Origin of the sequence: Streptomyces sp. NPDC059248 (assembly GCF_042753905.1) — a bacterium.
Taxonomy (GTDB): domain Bacteria; phylum Actinomycetota; class Actinomycetes; order Streptomycetales; family Streptomycetaceae; genus Streptomyces.
This window is the reverse complement of record NZ_JBHYZV010000011.1, coordinates 1-15,219: the sequence shown is the minus strand read 5'-3', so window position 1 is coordinate 15,219 and position 15,219 is coordinate 1. Positions and strand designations below refer to the sequence as shown.

Annotated in this window: 12 protein-coding genes; 5 read left to right on the top strand and 7 right to left on the bottom strand. The window is 72.8% G+C overall.

Annotated features, from left to right (window positions below):
• Positions 1 to 177: 177 nt before the first annotated feature.
• On the bottom strand, positions 178 to 1,386 hold the full coding sequence (locus ACFXG1_RS07030; protein ID WP_384741472.1) for an IS701 family transposase: 1,209 nt from the start codon (positions 1,384 to 1,386) through the stop codon (positions 178 to 180).
• Positions 1,387 to 1,978: 592 nt separating this feature from the next.
• On the opposite strand from ACFXG1_RS07030, the gene ACFXG1_RS07025 reads away from it, so the two are divergent.
• Both ACFXG1_RS07025 and argB read left to right on the top strand, forming a co-directional pair.
• The gene (locus ACFXG1_RS07025) at positions 1,979 to 2,665 is read left to right on the top strand and encodes an LmbU family transcriptional regulator (protein ID WP_384741470.1); all 687 of its coding nucleotides are present in this window, start codon (positions 1,979 to 1,981) and stop codon (positions 2,663 to 2,665) included.
• A gap of 112 nt (positions 2,666 to 2,777) precedes the next feature.
• Positions 2,778 to 3,689, top strand: coding sequence for an acetylglutamate kinase (argB, locus tag ACFXG1_RS07020; RefSeq protein WP_384741468.1), 912 nt, complete (start codon positions 2,778 to 2,780; stop codon positions 3,687 to 3,689).
• A gap of 93 nt (positions 3,690 to 3,782) precedes the next feature.
• Here the strand turns inward: argB and ACFXG1_RS07015 are convergent, their stop codons facing one another.
• Both ACFXG1_RS07015 and ACFXG1_RS07010 read right to left on the bottom strand, forming a co-directional pair.
• Complete coding sequence (locus ACFXG1_RS07015; protein ID WP_384741466.1) at positions 3,783 to 5,309, bottom strand: FAD-dependent monooxygenase; 1,527 nt, start codon at positions 5,307 to 5,309, stop codon at positions 3,783 to 3,785.
• Between the two features lie 355 nt (positions 5,310 to 5,664).
• On the bottom strand, positions 5,665 to 6,234 hold the full coding sequence (locus ACFXG1_RS07010) for a hypothetical protein (protein WP_384722590.1): 570 nt from the start codon (positions 6,232 to 6,234) through the stop codon (positions 5,665 to 5,667).
• Positions 6,235 to 6,623: 389 nt separating this feature from the next.
• On the opposite strand from ACFXG1_RS07010, the gene ACFXG1_RS07005 reads away from it, so the two are divergent.
• A complete protein-coding gene (locus ACFXG1_RS07005) occupies positions 6,624 to 8,024 on the top strand; it encodes an isopeptide-forming domain-containing fimbrial protein (RefSeq protein ID WP_384741463.1) in 1,401 nt (466 codons plus the stop codon).
• 109 nt (positions 8,025 to 8,133) lie between these two features.
• Positions 8,134 to 9,450, top strand: coding sequence for an FAD-dependent oxidoreductase (locus tag ACFXG1_RS07000; protein WP_384719752.1), 1,317 nt, complete (start codon positions 8,134 to 8,136; stop codon positions 9,448 to 9,450).
• Positions 9,451 to 9,494: 44 nt separating this feature from the next.
• Here the strand turns inward: ACFXG1_RS07000 and ACFXG1_RS06995 are convergent, their stop codons facing one another.
• Positions 9,495 to 10,388, bottom strand: coding sequence for an NAD(P)-dependent oxidoreductase (locus ACFXG1_RS06995; RefSeq protein ID WP_384741461.1), 894 nt, complete (start codon positions 10,386 to 10,388; stop codon positions 9,495 to 9,497).
• Positions 10,389 to 10,614: 226 nt separating this feature from the next.
• Here ACFXG1_RS06995 and ACFXG1_RS06990 point away from each other — a divergent pair, with 226 nt between their 5' ends.
• Positions 10,615 to 11,457, top strand: coding sequence for a class I SAM-dependent methyltransferase (locus ACFXG1_RS06990; RefSeq protein ID WP_384741459.1), 843 nt, complete (start codon positions 10,615 to 10,617; stop codon positions 11,455 to 11,457).
• A gap of 40 nt (positions 11,458 to 11,497) precedes the next feature.
• Here the strand turns inward: ACFXG1_RS06990 and ACFXG1_RS06985 are convergent, their stop codons facing one another.
• The 3 genes from ACFXG1_RS06985 to ACFXG1_RS06975 form a co-directional block, all read right to left on the bottom strand.
• Positions 11,498 to 11,725: an acyl-CoA carboxylase epsilon subunit gene (locus ACFXG1_RS06985; RefSeq protein ID WP_384741457.1), complete on the bottom strand. Its 228-nt coding sequence runs from the start codon at positions 11,723 to 11,725 to the stop codon at positions 11,498 to 11,500.
• Positions 11,722 to 13,359: an acyl-CoA carboxylase subunit beta gene (locus tag ACFXG1_RS06980; RefSeq protein WP_384720956.1), complete on the bottom strand. Its 1,638-nt coding sequence runs from the start codon at positions 13,357 to 13,359 to the stop codon at positions 11,722 to 11,724. Before ACFXG1_RS06980 ends, ACFXG1_RS06985 begins: the two co-directional genes overlap by 4 nt.
• The coding region (locus ACFXG1_RS06975; protein ID WP_384741455.1) for a fatty acyl-AMP ligase at positions 13,356 to 15,219 on the bottom strand (1,864 nt) is incomplete at its 5' end. The genes ACFXG1_RS06980 and ACFXG1_RS06975, both read right to left, overlap by 4 nt.

Genomic DNA, 15,219 nt, shown 5'->3' with positions numbered 1-15,219 from the left:
GGGGGGGGGGGGGGGGGGGGGGGGGGGGGGGGGGGCTGCCCCCCGGCCGCCCCCCCCCCCCCCCCTCCACGGGGTACCGCGGCCCCCGGCGCCCGAGCCCGGCGCCCGAGCCCGGCGGCGTCCCGGCGGGGTCCCAGCGGGGTCCTGCGGGGTCCTGCGGGGTCTTGGGCGGGGGCGCTAAGGGGCGGACGCGCCGGACCGCTGCCGGGGCGCCCTGGCGGCGGTACGGGACTGTCGCGGGGAGTGGTAGATGCGCCGGTGCTGGATCTCGGGCGGCGGGGTGAGCTGCCGATAGGCGTGCGCGGCGGAGACCAGTGCCATGTGGTGGTACCAGCCGGGCAGGGAGCGGCCCTCGAAGTCGAGCAGCCCGAAGTCGCGTGCCATGGTGGCGACCGAGGCCTCGGTGGCGGCCCGCAGCTCGGTGAGCGACGCGACATCGGCCAGGGGCCGGGCGGTCAGATTGGTCATCCACAGCGGTCCGGTCCGGTTGTCCGGCAGCAGCTCGGTGAAGAGGCGGTGCGGGCGCTCCGGCAACCGGGTCGTCCCCGAGCCCGGGGGAGTGACCAGCGCCGACTGGACCCGGATCCGCTCCCGCCGCCCGTCGGCCCTGGTGACCCGCACGTCGTCGGGGGTGCCGCAGGAGGACAGCAGGGACCTGGCGGTGGCGAACTCCGTCGAGCCAGGGGGGCGCTCGACGGCGAGCCGGACCTGCAGGGCCGGTGGTACGGCGATGGCGAACTCGTAGCCGCGGCGGCCGAGCGCGCGCAGGAAGAGGCCCGCGTCCGGACTGTCGCTCAGATCCGCGACGACGGGAGCCGGGGTCACGTCGTCATGGGCCGCGAGGGTGTCGACGAGTTCGAGGGCCTGCATCCACAGCGGGCGGTAGTGCACCGTGTCGGGGATGCGGACGCTCCGGCGCTGTCGTGGATCCTCGGTCCACTGCGTGGGCAGGTGGAGCCGCCAGTCGACGGGCACCGGGATGCCGCCGATACAGGTGAAGGCGCCGAGGCCGAGCTGGCAGTTGAGGGTCCGGCCGGAGAAGGGGTCGAAGTAGCGGTGGACGCCGACGGACCGGTCGCCCCGCTTGGGCAGCACCGCGCGGCCGATCGTCCAGGCGGTCGCCGGACCGTGCCCCTCCGCCCAGCGGGTCAGTTCCCGCATGACCGGGCCCCAGTCCCAGGGGCTGATGCAGATGAATTGACGCATCGACTGGGCGGCCGTGGGCGAGGCGGAGACGGTGTCGGCCATACGGCGAACGGACTTCTTGCCTTGGGTGACGAGCAGCCCGAGCAGGTATGCCTCCGCCCATCTCCGCTGGTCGGCCCTTCGTAGGCTACCGAACAGCGTTGCGGACAAGGCAGTTAAGGAAGCGCTAAGATCTGACACTCCGTGCCCCCGTTGGTCTGAGTCGGTACCGGGAAGTCGGGATTTCCCGCGCTGTGGCCATGGGGATAGAAGCTAAACGGAACCCGGCCGTCGCTCCATAGCCCCGTCGCGTCCAGGACGTCGCCGATGAGGCCGGGACCCTGCCCCCGCCGCCGTGCCCGCCCGTGAAGAGCGGGATAGCGGGGCCTCCGCCGCGGGCACAGGGGACCCCGCCGCGTAAACCTCGAAAAGTAGTGACGGCCATGACCATGATCCTTGCCCCGCATCAGCTGGCGCGGTGTACTCGGATACGTGTTCGGAGCGAGCCGCTTCGGTCGGGAAGTCGGCTCGAACCGTACCGCCGGGACGCTTACGGAAGGGCTTCGGTGGCCCGTCGGAACGCGGGCGGCGGGGGCGGGACGGAAATGCTGATGGGCGGGTTCGAGAGGGAAGGGGTTGACGCGTTCGGTGTATATGCCATGTACATGCTAGCGGTCATTGTCCGGATGTCGCGGCGGCGGTCGATCCCACTTTCCGACCTGCCATCGACGCCACAGCTCCGTGGCCATATGTGTCATACCCCTGTCCAAGAGCTGAGTATTTGCCTGGAGGTATGGTGACCAACCGTAACGGGGGCCCTGAGGGGGATCAGACCGTCCGGTTCCGCAGAAGCCCGCACCCCGCGCCGGGACAGAACCGCGCGATCGCCGGCGAGCCCCGGCGCAGCCGGGTACTCACGACCAATGTGGGGCTCCAGATACCCGCCGGGCTCGCCTTCGAGGAATGGGAGCGGGCCGGGCGCCAGCTGTCGGGGATCGTGAATTCCTCGTCCTGGTGGCTCGGTGACTGGCTGGTGTACGGCAAGGACCATTACAGCGACCGCTACGAGCGGGGAATCCGCGCGGCCGGACTCCAGTACCAGACCCTGCGGAACTACGCCTGGGTGTCCCGGCGGTTCGACGTCGTCCGGCGTCGGGCGGGCCTGAGCTTCCAGCACCACGCCGAACTGGCCCCCCTGCCGGTGGAGGAGCAGGACGTCTGGCTGGACCGGGCCGAGCAGCAGGGGTGGACCACCAAGCAGCTGCGCGGGGCCATCCGGCTCGCCCGCGAGGACGCCCCCCGCGATCCGGCACCGGACCCGGAGCAGCCGGCCGAGCCGACCCGCAGGCTCGCGGTGCCCGACAGCCGGCTCCAGTGGTGGCACAAGGCCGCCGAGCAGACCGGGACCGACTTCGAGCAATGGGTCCTGGCGACGCTTGACAACGCTGCCGAGCAGGTCCTTGAGGAGGCCGGGGCGTAGGCCGGGGCCTCGGCCGGTCTTCGAAGTCCGCCCCCGGCAGTCATGAATCCGCCCCGCCGTGCCCACGGGCCGTCCGAGGCACTCCCGCACAGTCCACCGGAGGGACCGCGCGATGAGCGCTACCGCAGCACGGGACGTCTCGGCCGCACTGACCAAGGCGCGGTCCCTGATCGGGATACTGCCCCGGCTCGTCCGCCACCGGGGTGAGATCGCCGTCGTCGAGCCGGGCGGGACCGTCGGGCTCGACGAGGAGTCGAGGGCCGCTTTCGCCGGGGACATCGCCCTGCTGCGGCACGTCGGGCTCCGCCCGGTGGTCGTCCACGGCGACGGACTCCGTCCCGGCCGGGAATCCGCCCGGCCGGACCCGCCGTACACCGCCAGGACGGACCGGAACGCGGCATCCGCGCCCGAGACGGCGGACACGGTACGGATGGTGTTCGCCGGGCGCGTCCAACACGGACTCGTCGGCCTGATCAACCGCCACGGACCGCTCGCCGTCGGTATCACCGGTGAGGACGCGGACACCTTCACCACGGCCGGACAGTGGACCTTGGGCGGCGGCGGACCGGTGGACACCGGCGGACCCGGCGGGATCGTCCGGGTGAACCCCGGTCTCGTCCGGTCGCTCGTCGCCGACGGCCGGATACCGGTGATCTCCGCCGTCGCCCGAGGCGCCGGGCGCTCCCACCCCCTCGACCCGGGGCTCGCGGCCGCCGCGCTGGCCGCGGCCCTGGGCGCCGGAACACTGACCGTACTCACCGGCACGGAGGTCCCGTACCGGCCACGACCGGCCGGGAACGGAACGGCCGGCCGGCTCACCGCCCGGGAGCTGGAGGCGCTGCTGCCGGAGTTGGACGGCGGACTGCTGCCGGCGATGACGGGCTGTCTGCACGCCGTACGCCACGGGGTCGGCAGCGCCCGGGTGGTCGACGGACGGGTCCGGCACGCGGTACTGACGGAGCTGCTCTGCGACGAGGGCACCGGAACCGTGATCGTGCCGGACGGGGCCGCGCCGACCCCCTGAACGGCCCGGCCCCACCGGATCCGGCGGGGCCCGTGTACCGGCCTCGGCGGACGGCCCGCCCGAGGGGGGCCGGGGGACCGGCCGTCCACCGACTCACCCCGGCAGGGCCGGACCGAACCAGGTGGTCAGGGCCGCCAGGAGGGCCGGACCGCCGATCCCGTCGCCGTCCCCGTCCCCGTCACAGGCCCAGGCGATATGGCCGTCGGGACGGATCAGCAGCGCGGCGGGAGCGGGAACCGCGCCGACGCCGGGAACGGACCAGTCGCCGTCCGCGGCCCGCGCCTCGACCGGGTCGATCCGGTCGGCCCAGCCCCGGACGGCCGCCGCCGCCCCGGCACCGCCCCGAAGATCCAGCAGTACGCCCCGGGCGCCGGCCAGCAACTCGTACACCCGGGCGGTGCCGTCGGGCGTCTTGAGCCCGGCGTCGGGCACCCGGCGGCCCGCCAGGACATGGCCGCCGCCGACCGGATAGCGGATGTCGAGCGCCGTGAGCATGGTGCGCAGATACCCGTTGACGTCGTCGAAGACCATCATCGACGCGAAGACGTCGCGCAGCGCCTCCGTCTGGGGGCCGGGGCGGCCCAGGGCCGACTGGGCCCGGGTGTTGTGGAGCACGGCCTCCGCGACGGGGTGGCGCTCGGTGTGATAGCTGTCCAGCAGAGTCTCCGGCGCCCGGCCGCGGACCACGGCACCGAGCTTCCAGCCGAGGTTGACCGCGTCCTGCACCCCCAGGTTGAGCCCCTGTCCGCCCGCCGGGAAATGGGTGTGCGCCGCGTCGCCCGCGAGCAGGACCCGGCCCGCCCGGTATCGGGCGGCCTGCCGCGCGGCGTCGTTGAACCGGGAGATCCAGCGGGGCGCGCGCATCCCGTAGTCGGTGCCCGCGAGCCTGATCAGCGACTGCCGGAGCTGCTCGAACGTCACGGGCCCCGGGCCGTCCGCGACCCGGTCGTACTCCGAGGTGATCACCCGGTGCCACCCCGGCTCGAACGCGATCGCGGAGAAGTTCCCGGCGGCGACCCGCCGTCCCCAGATGTACTCCTCGGGCAGATCGGGGAGTTCGACATCGCCGATCAGCGCGGTCATCGTGGCCGGAGTGCCGGGGAAGTCGATCCCCGCCAGCTTCCGTACCGTACTGCGCCCGCCGTCGCAGCCCACCAGATAGCGGGCGCGCAGCACGGCCGGTGCCGTCCCGGCGGTGCCAAGCTCGACCGTCACCCCGTCCCCGTCCCGGCGGACTCCCGTCACCTCGGCCGACCTGTGGATCCGTACGCCCAGCTCGACGGCCCACTCCGCCAGCAGCCGCTCCACGGCGGGCTGAAGGATCATCAGCGGATAGGGATGCCGGGACTCGGACGGGTCGAACTCCAGATAGAGACCCGAGAAATGACCGACCGGCTGAAGCTCCCCGGCCGCCAGAAAACGGTCCAGGACTCCCCGTTGGTCCAGCACCTCCAGGGTGCGGGAGTGCAGCCCCCCGGCCCGGGTCTCATCCGACCGCCGGGGGAGCCTCTCGGCGATCACCACATCGGCCCCCGCCAGCCGCAGTTCGCAGGCGAGCATCAGCCCCGTCGGCCCGGCGCCCGCGATCACCACATCCGTATCCGTACCGGTGTGTCCCATGTACTGCCCCTCGCTCCGGGGCCGGTTCCGCGGAGCGGCGCCGTCCGCCCGATGGGGTCGCGAGCCGGACGGGACTCCGCGGACACGGCCCAGCGCCTCCGCCGTCGTGGAAATACCTCCCACGCTGGCGTCGGCGGGCGCGTCGTTCAAGACGGCTGAGGCGCCGGGTGCGATGGGCCGCCACCGGGCTTGCCCGTCCCGCCGGCGGGACAACCGCTCCCCGGGCCGGCGGTGCGCCGACCGCCGGGAACGCCCCTCGCCAGGCCCCGTGCCCCAGCCCACCGGCCGTAGGCCGGCCGTCCTGTTCGTCTGCCCGGGCCGCGGGGTCGTCCGTGGGCACGGGCGGCCGTGCGGCTCAGTCGTGGAGGGTGACCCCGGGCAGCGGGTGGCCGGCGGTGTCGAACAGCGCGGCACCGCAGTCGCAGTGTTCGCCGGCCAGGATCTCGCCCGCGGTCAGCTCCCAGGCCAGCATGTCCGAGCAGCCCGGACAGTCCAGGCTGACCAGGGTCGTTTCGGGGGCCGAGCCCCAGGCCCGTACCGGGAGTCCCTGGTGTGTCACACCGGTCGGCTCGTGTCCGCCGGAGACCGCGACGAGGAGTTCGTAGGTGTCGGTGCCGCTGTCCCACACCATGAGGGTGCAGCCCAGCGACGTCAGCACACCGGAGAGATGGTCGAGTCGGCGGACCGGTACGTCGCCGCGGCGGAGCGTCGGGTCGGCCTCGGCCGCCCGGTCGACGGCATCGGTGCCGACGCCCGTCGGCTCGACACCGAAGGCCCGTACCCGGTCGGCCACGAACGCCGCCAGTTGGCCGGGGTACTCCTCGCCGGTCCAGTCCATCCCGAAGATCACACTGTCGACCCGGTCTCCCCGGGCCCGCTCTCCGGGGGTCAGGACCAGCTCTGCCCGTTCTTCCAGCTCCGCCACGGTGATCACGCTATCAACCGCCGTGCCGACCCGTCGCAGAGCCTCTCGGTCGCGTCAACCCGGTCGTATCCGATTCACCCTTGGAAGGGGTGAGGGTGGAAAGCCGGACGGAGGCTTTCGGCCAGGACGGGGGCGGCGGCTGCGAACAAGGCGACCCGTGGGGCAGGGGTGGCGGGCCGGGGGGAGCCCGGACCGCGGAGGCGGGTGCGGCCTCCGGCGCGGAGGTGGGCAAACCTTTGGCACAAGGTTGACCGAACCCGCCCCTTCGTCACTTTACGTATCGGCGCTGACGCGTTTCGCTCCTCACTGTTCGCGGGCCGTCGCGACGCTCCCCTGGTGGTCGCCGTCGGCGGTGCCTCCCGACAGTGCAGACTCGAAGGGGATGAGCCATGGCCACACCTCCCGTTCCGCTCCGCGTCGCCCTCGTCAACGGCAGCTTCGAAAGTCCCGTCGTCACCGATATGGCGTTTCTGCCGGACGCCTCGCAGACCCAGGTGCCCGGTCGGGTGCCGGGCTGGCGTACCACCGCCTCCGACCACATGATCGAGGTGTGGCACTCGGGCTTCCAGGGCGTTCCGTCGGCCGACGGGGCCCAGTTCGCCGAACTGAACGCGAACGAAGTCTCCACGCTCTACCAGGACCTGCCCACCACACCCGGGACCAAGCTGTACTGGCGGCTCTACCACCGCGGCCGGCAGGGCAGGGACACCATGGCACTCGACATCGGCGCCCCGGGCGCCGCGGTCGAGCAGCGGCGGTTCACCGACGGCAACACAGCCTGGGGCCGCTACACCGGCGTCTACACCGTCCCGGCGGGGCAGAACCTGACGCGCTTCGCCTTCCGGTCCATCTCCGCCGCGGGCGGCAACCGGGGTATCGGCAACTTCCTGGACGGGATCTTCTTCGGGACCGCGCCCGCCGTGGTCCTGCGGAAGACCGCCGTGCCGATGGGGCCGGTGGAGGTGGGCGACACCCTCACCTACCGGATCACCGCGACAAACGAGGGCGGTGGTGAGGCGGAGAACCTCGTACTGACCGACACCGTGCCGGACGGCACGACGTATCTGCCCGGGTCCCTGCGCGTCGTCACGGGCCCCAACAGCGGCGTCAAGACCGACGGTCAGGGCGACGACCAGGCGTACTACGACGCCGCGGGCGACAGAGTCGTCTTCCACCTGGGCAACGGCGCCTCCGCCGCACAGGGCGGCGGCCTGCCCAACACCCTCGCGCTCCCGGCCGGGACGACCGTGGAGTACCGGGTCGTCGTCGACCGGGCCTCCGGCGGCAAGCGGATCGCCAACACGGCCGGCGCCGCCTACGAGAACCGGCTGGGGGAGGAGCCCGAACGGCTGACCGCCACCTCCAACGAGGAGACCACCCAGGTCGATCCGGCCGCGGATCTGTCGGTGACCAAGGCGGCGGACGCGACCACCGTCACCGTGGGGCAGACCGTCACCTACCGGGTCTCGGTCCACAACAAGGGCCCGAACCGGGCGACCGGCGTCACGGTCACCGACCGCCTCCCCGAGGGCCTCGTCCTCCTGTCGGCGAAGGCCTCACCGGGAAGCTACGACCGGGACACGGGGCGCTGGACCGTCGGCGCCCTGGCCGAGGGCGCCACGGCGACGCTCGTGCTCCGCGCCAAGGCCACCAGGGCCGGATCGGTCGACAACACAGCGACCGTCACCGCCCACGAGAAGGACCCGGAGCCCGCCGACAACACCGACACCGTGACCATCTGCGTCGAGCCGGCGCCCTCCTGCTGCGACCCCTGCGCATCGGAGACGTAACCCGCGCCTGAGGTGGCCGGGTGGACCGGCCGGGGCCACGGTACGACCCGCCGGTCCCGGCGGGGCCGGGCGCCGTCCGTGACGAGGACCGACGAGGAGTGGAGGGCCGATGACAGCGACCGAGACGCACGCGGTGGTGCTGGGCGCGGGAATGAGCGGGCTCATGGCCGCCCATGTGCTCGCGCGGCACTTCACCCGGGTGACCGTCGTCGAGCGGGACACGGGCGACGGGACCGGGCCGCGGCGCGGGGTCCCGCAGGGATGGCATCCCCATGTTCTCGCCCTCAAGGCCAACGATCTGCTGGAACGGCTCTTCCCCGGGCTGGCCGAGCAGTACGTCGCGGACGGCGGGATCCCGGCCGACATGCTGGGCCAGCACCGGCTGTTCTACTACGGCCACCTGTTGCGCCAGTCCGAGAGCGATCTGGCGACCGTCTGGGCGAGCCGTCCCTTCCTGGAGGACGGGATCCGCGAGCGGGTCCGCGCCCACCCCCGTCTCACCGTTCGGCACGGCTGGGAGGCCGTCGCCCCGATCGCCGAAACCCCCGACCGGATCACGGGTGTCACCATCGCCCGGGTCGGAGGGGGCGGGACGGAGGACCTCACCGCGGACCTGGTGGTCGACGCGACCGGCCGCACGGGACGCTCCCGCGCCTGGCTGACGGACCTGGGCTACCCGCTGCCGAAGGAGGAACACCTCCAGGTCGATCTGGCGTACGCCAGCCGGATCGTGGGCTGTGCGCCGGATGTCTTCCCCACGGACCGGGCGATCGCGGTCGGACCCCGGCTCGACCGGCCCCAGGGCCTGTACTTCACCGTCCAGGAGGGCGGGCGGTGGACGCTGACGGTCTACGGCTACGGCGACCACCGGCCCAGTACGGACCCCGAGCGGTTCATGGACCAGGTGCGGGAGCTGGCCCCCGACGACGTCTGGGCGGTCATCCGGTCCGCGAAACCGCTGACCGGCGTCCACTCCTTCCAGGTGCCCCGGACCTTCCGCCGCCGGTACGACCGGATCGCGCGCTTCCCCGAAGGGCTGCTGGTGACGGGCGACGCCCTGGCGGTCCTCAACCCCCTCTACGGCACTGGGGTGATGTACTCGGCCGCCTACGCGCTGATCCTCGAACGGCGGCTGCGCGGCGGTCTCGACGGCATCCACCGCGGATTCTTCCGGGACGCGACGCGCGCCGTGGCCGGATCATGGCGCTTCTCCACCCTCTCGGACTCCTTCTTCCCCGGCGTCGGGGGAAAACGGAACCCGGGTACCGCGGTGGCGCTGTGGTATCTGCGTCGTGTGGTGGCCGCCGCCGAGCAGGACCCCGCGGTGGCGGCGCGGTTCATCCGGATCGCCGGGGCCCTCAACAGCCCGCTGGCGCTGGCCCGCCCCGCGACGCTGCTCCGGGTGCTGAAGCCCCGGTCACGCTGAACGGTGGAACGGTGGAACGGTGCCGACGACCGCGCCCGGCGCCGTCAGACGGACCGTCCGGGCCTGCGGAGGTACTCGGTCAGTACCGAGACGCTGTGGTCGCGGTGTCCGTCCGCGACGGCCCTCCGCAGCAGGTCCCGCACGGGGCCGAGCCAGGTGGTGTCGATACCCGGGCCCTCCTCCGTATCACCGTCGTCGACGAGCGACGAGAGGCCGTCGTGGAAGATCCCCACGGAGGAGCCCGGCCGGGTGTAGTCGCCGGTGTCGATCTCCTCGGCGAGGGCCGGGAGGATCGCGCCGATCTTCTCCAGCCAGGCCGCGGCGTACGGCACCAGGGTGTCGGCCGGGAGGCCCCGGCCGGTGACCATCGCGGCACCCTGAAGGAATCCGAGGAGGGCCGGCAGCAGGATGCCGCCCAGCGCCGAGTCGTACAGCGCCGCGACGTCCGGCTCGGCGGCGAGGTGGACGGTGCCGCCGCCCAGAGCGCCCAGCGCCGCCTCGTGGGTCCGGAAGGTGGCGGTGTCGCCGCTGTAGAACACGAGTGTGTCCGGGGTGCCGACGGCGCTCGGCACGCTCATGACCGCACCGTCGAGGAAGCGCGTCTCGTGCCCCGCGGCCCAGGCGGCCATCTCGCGGGCTCCGGAAGGCGTGCCGCTGTTCAGGGTGACCAGCACTCTGCCGGCCAGGTGATCCGCCGCCGGTGCCAGAATCCGACGGGTGATGTCATAGGTCGTGACGCAGGTGACGACCAAAGGGCTCGCGGCGACCGCCTCCTGAATATCCGCCCGGAACTCCGCCCCCTTCGCCACCACCTGTTCGGCTTTCCGATGGCTGCGGTTCCATACCGTCGTCGGATGCCCCGAGTCGATGAACGCCTCGGCGAGCGCCGTTCCCATCGCGCCCAACCCGATGACCGTGACGGGTGTTTCCCCAGCCATACGACACTCCAGTCCGCCGTCATTTGTGTGAATGGCCCCGAAAGGGGAAGGGAATGTCCGAGCGTCAGGGCATTCTCCCGTGATCCCGTTCCTCGTTCCATAGTCCGCCTTCACAGAGGTTTCTTCAAGGGCCTGCCGTGCGAGGGGCCTCGCACTTCCCGTCAATTGGCACACTCCCCACGAATGGCGCGCAGAAGTTCGAATTCACCTCGGCAAGGAGAACCGGATGCCCGAGAACCCCCGGGGACCTATCGAAACAGGCTCTTCCGGCGTCGGTCAGTTGTACGACCGGAACGCCGAGATCGTGGACGGGGCCGCCGCAGGCAATGTCCATTTCGGCTACTGGCACGACGAGACCGACCGGAGCTCCCTCCAGGAGGCCACGGACCGGCTCACCGACCTGGTGGCCGACCGGCTGGCGATCGCCCCCGGGCAGCGGCTGCTGGACGTGGGCTGCGGCACGGGGAGGCCCGCCCTGCGCGTGGCGGCCCGCGGCGCACACGTCACGGGCGTGGCGATCAGCCACCAGGAGATCGCCCTCGCCCGGGCGCGGGTCGCCGGGGCGGGGGCGGCGGCCCGGGCCGAATTCCAGGTGGCCGACGCCATGGCGCTGCCGTTCGGCGACGCGTCCTTCGACGGGGTCTGGGCGATCGAGTCACTGACCCATATGTCCGACCGCAGGGGGGCGCTCGCCGAGATCGTCCGGACGCTGCGGCCGGGTGGCCGCCTCGTCATCGCGGATTTCCTGCTGCGGCGGCCCGTGACGGGCGAGGCCGCGGAGTCCGTCCGTGCCATGTGCGAGCTCTTCCGGGCGCCGTCGCTCGCCGGGCCCGACGAGTACCGTGCCGCCATCACCGACGCCGGACTGGAGTTGTCCGAGTTCACGGACATCGGGGAGCACGTCAGGCCCACCTATGCCGCGCTCGCCGACGTCCTCGCGTCCGTCGACACCCCGGTGGAGGACGGAGCCGCCGTGGAGTTCCTCGCCTCGATCGACCTCCTGCCCGGGATCGCCGCCCTGCCCGAGGCCGGCTACGTCCTGGCGGTGGCCCGGCGCCCGGCCGTGTGAGAACGACTCCGCGAACGGGCCGGCTCACCGCGGGGGCGCGTCAGTACCAGCCGCTGCCCCGCCAGGCTCCCGGCCCGCGCCGCTCCGGGCAGCGCCGCTGCCAGTCCGCCGGTCCCCCGCGCCGCCGGGCCGGGGTCCCCCGCGCCGCCCCGGTCCGGCGGGCGCGGTCGTCCGCCACGAGCCGCAGCGCGATGACGGCGGCCACCAGCTCCTCCGCGGACGGCTCGCCGTACAGGACCCGGATCCAGGGCTCGGCCCGCCGCGTCACAGGGGGATGTTCCCGTGCTTGCGGGGGAGCCGTGACACCCGTTTGTCGCCCAGCGCCCGCAAGGCGCGCGCCAGCTGCCCACGGGTCTCGTGCGGCATGATCACGGCGTCCACGAACCCCCGGTCCGCCGCCGTGTACGGATTGCACAGGGCGTCGTCGTAGGCGGCCCGCAGACGTTCGTGCTCCGCCACCGGGTCGGCGGCCTCCTCCAGCGCCCGCCGGTGCAGCACGCCCACCGCGCCGGCGCCGCCCATCACGGCGATCTCCGCCGTCGGCCAGGCCAGATTGATGTCGACCCCCTGGTGTTTGGAGCCCATGACGCCGTATCCGCCGCCGTACGCCTTCCTGGTGACGACCGTGACCATGGGGACCGTCGCCTCGGCATAGGCGTAGAACAGCTTCGCACCGCGGCGGATGACGCCCGCCCGCTCCTGTTCGAGGGCGGGGACGAAGCCCGGCACGTCCACGAAGGTGAGAATCGGGACGTGGAAGGCGTCGCAGGTGCGGATGAAGCGCGCCGCCTTCTCGCTCGCCCCGATGTCGAGGGCCCCCGCCTTCACCGCCGGCTGGTTGGCCACGACCCCCACACTGCGGCCTTCGACGCGCCCGAATCCGCAGATGATGTTCCCGGCGAACAGCGACTGGATCTCCAGCAGCTCACCGTCGTCGAGGACGGTGTGCAGCACTTCCCGCATGTCGTACGGCTGCGAACGGTCGTCCGGCACGAGGGAGTCCAGGGCCAGATCCGCCGGGGTGACGGTGTCCAGCCCCGGGGGGACGGCGTAGACGGGCGGGTCCTCCATATTGTTCGAAGGAAGGAAACCCAGCAGTTGGCGTACGTATTCGAAGGCGTCCGGCTCGTCGGCCGCCAGATAGTGCGCGTTGCCCGAGACGGTGTTGTGGCCGCGGGCGCCGCCCAGGGCCTCCCGGCCGACCTCCTGTCCCGTGACCGTGCGCAACACGTCCGGGCCCGTCACGAACATATGGGAGATACGGTCGACCATGACCACGAAGTCGGTCATCGCGGGGGCGTAGACGGCGCCTCCGGCACAGGGCCCCGCCATCAGGGAGATCTGCGGGACCACCCCGGACGCCGCCACATGCCGTCTGCCCAGCTCCGCGTAGAGCGCGAGCGCCGCCACCCCCTCCTGGATCCGGGCGCCGCCGGAGTCGTTGACGCCGATGACGGGGCTGCCGGTACGGATGGCGAAGTCCATGACCTTCACGATCTTCTCGCCGAAGACCTCGCCGAGCGCCCCGCCGAAGACCGTGAAGTCCTGGGCGAACAGACAGACACGGCGGCCGTCCACCGTGCCGTAACCGGTGATCACGCCGTCGCCGGGCGGACGCTTGCCGTACATGCCGAAGTCGTGGCAGCGGTGGCGGGCCAGTGCGTCCAGCTCGACGAAGGAGCCCGGGTCGAGCAGCGCTTCGACGCGTTCGCGGGCGGTCAGCTTCCCCTTGGCGTGCTGGCGTTCCACCGCCCGGGCGTCGTAGGGACCGGCCGGTTCGGCCCGGCGTCTGGCGAGTTCGGCGAGCCGTTCCCGGGTGGTGGCGGGCCCGGTTCCGCGGATGGCCCCGGGGTCCGGCGCGCCGCCCGGTCCGCCGCCGGTGCCGGCCGTGGGCGCCGTCACCGCGGTACCCGTACGGGATCGGCCGTACCGGTGTCCCGGGGTACCGATGAGGGGTCCAGGGTGCCGTCCGCGTAGCGCCGGGCGCACTCCCGGCGCCGTACCTTGCCGCTGGACGTCCTGGGCAGCGCCCCGCGCCGTACGACCAGGACATGGTCCGGCGTCAGCCGGTGGTCCTCGTGGACCGCCGCGCGCACCCGCTCGCGCAGGGCCTGTTCACCCGGAACCCTCAGCACCCTGCCGTCCGCCTCGACGACCAGCACCAGCCGTTCCCGTACGCCGTCGTCCACGGCGAAGGCGGCGGCGCAGTTGAGGTGGAGGCCGCTGACGGCCGTCTCGGCGGACAGCTCGATGTCCTGCGGATAGTGGTTGCGGCCCCGGTGGACGATGACGTCCTTGAGCCGCCCGGTGACGTACAGCTCCCCGCCGTACAGGAAGCCCAGATCCCCGGTGCGCAGATGGGCGTCCGGCTCCGGCCGTCCGCCGGGCGCCGCCGGCCCTGCGGTCCGCAGCCGGGCGCGGAAGGTCTCCTCGGTCGGTCCGGGCCTGCCGAAGTACCCGGCGGCGACGCAGGGGCCGCTGATCCAGATCTCCCCGGTCCGGTCGGGCGGGCACGGCTCACGCGTCACCGGGTCCACGATGCGTACCGACGTCCCGGGGGCGGGGGACCCACTGCTGACGACCGTGACCGGGGCACCCGCACCGGCACCGGCACCCGCACCGGCGCCGACGCCGTCCGACAGTTCGACCCGGCCGTCGCCGAGGGCGACGGCGGACAGGGACAGGGCCCCGGGCTCGCGGTCCCACGGGGTCCCGGTCGCCTTGAGCGTGTTCTCGGCGAGTCCGTACCCCGGGCACATGGCCCGGGGGTCGAAGCCGTGGGCGGCGAACGTCCGGGCGAAGGACCGGATCGTCGTCCAGCGGACGGGCTCCGCCCCGTTGGCGGCGACCCGCCAGGACGACAGGTCGCCCACCCGTGTCGTGCCGCCCTCCCGCGCGGCGCGGACGCACAGCTCGTACGCGAAACCGGGCGCCGCCGCATGGGTGCCGCCGAACCGGGACACCGCCTCCAGCCAGCGGGCGGGCCTCCGGATGAAGGACTCGGGGGCCATCAGATACGACGGGACGCCCGCCCACACCGGGAGGAGCACACCGAACAGCAGGCCCATGTCGTGGAAGAGCGGCAGCCAGGAGACGAAGACGCTACCGGGGCCGCAGGGCCACAGGGCGTCGGTCTCCACCACGTTGTGACGGAAGTTGGCATGCGTGACCAGCACGCCCTTGGGGTTCCCGGTGGAGCCGGAGGTGTACTGGAGCAGGGCGATCGCGTCCGGGTCCGGATGCCCGAACCGGGCGCCGTTAGGGGACGCGGCGGGGGAGAGGGCTTCGGTGTCCACGAAGGTGAGACCGGCGAGTTCGGGGAGATCGCCGAAGCGCCACTCCATGTCGTGTTTGACCTCGGCGGTGGTGAGGACGGTGGTCGTGCCGGCGTCGTCGGCGACCCGGCGCAGCCGTTCGACGCCCTGGCGCCGGTGGGGGACCTGGAGAGGGGCCCCGACGACCCCGGCGTACATACAGCCCATCAGCGTACGGATGAACTCGGGTCCCGAGGGGAACGCCAGCACCGCGTTACGGCCGGTCAGCCCGAGGGATCCGAGTAACGCCGCCCGGGTGCGCGCCGCCTCGTCCAGGTCGCGGTAGGTCAGCGTCTCGCCGGGCTCCTCCCCGTCGCGCAGGAAGACATAGGCGATCTCGTCGGGGTGCGCGGCGGCGCGCAGGCGCAGCGCACCGGGCACGGTGTCCGGGGAGAGGGGCGGACGGCGGTCAGCGGTGGTCGCCGGCATGGGGTGGATTCTCCTGATC

Bases quoted from the DNA above. Each gene is read 5' to 3' on its own strand.
- ACFXG1_RS06990 (WP_384741459.1), top strand. From the start codon at position 10,615: ATGCCCGAGAACCCCCGGGGACCTATCGAAACAGGCTCTTCCGGCGTC.
- ACFXG1_RS07000 (WP_384719752.1), top strand. From the start codon at position 8,134: ATGACAGCGACCGAGACGCACGCGGTGGTGCTGGGCGCGGGAATGAGC.
- argB (WP_384741468.1), top strand. From the start codon at position 2,778: ATGAGCGCTACCGCAGCACGGGACGTCTCGGCCGCACTGACCAAGGCG.
- ACFXG1_RS07015 (WP_384741466.1), bottom strand. From the start codon at position 5,309: ATGGGACACACCGGTACGGATACGGATGTGGTGATCGCGGGCGCCGGG.
- ACFXG1_RS07025 (WP_384741470.1), top strand. From the start codon at position 1,979: ATGGTGACCAACCGTAACGGGGGCCCTGAGGGGGATCAGACCGTCCGG.
- ACFXG1_RS07005 (WP_384741463.1), top strand. From the start codon at position 6,624: ATGGCCACACCTCCCGTTCCGCTCCGCGTCGCCCTCGTCAACGGCAGC.
- ACFXG1_RS06995 (WP_384741461.1), bottom strand. From the start codon at position 10,388: ATGGCTGGGGAAACACCCGTCACGGTCATCGGGTTGGGCGCGATGGGA.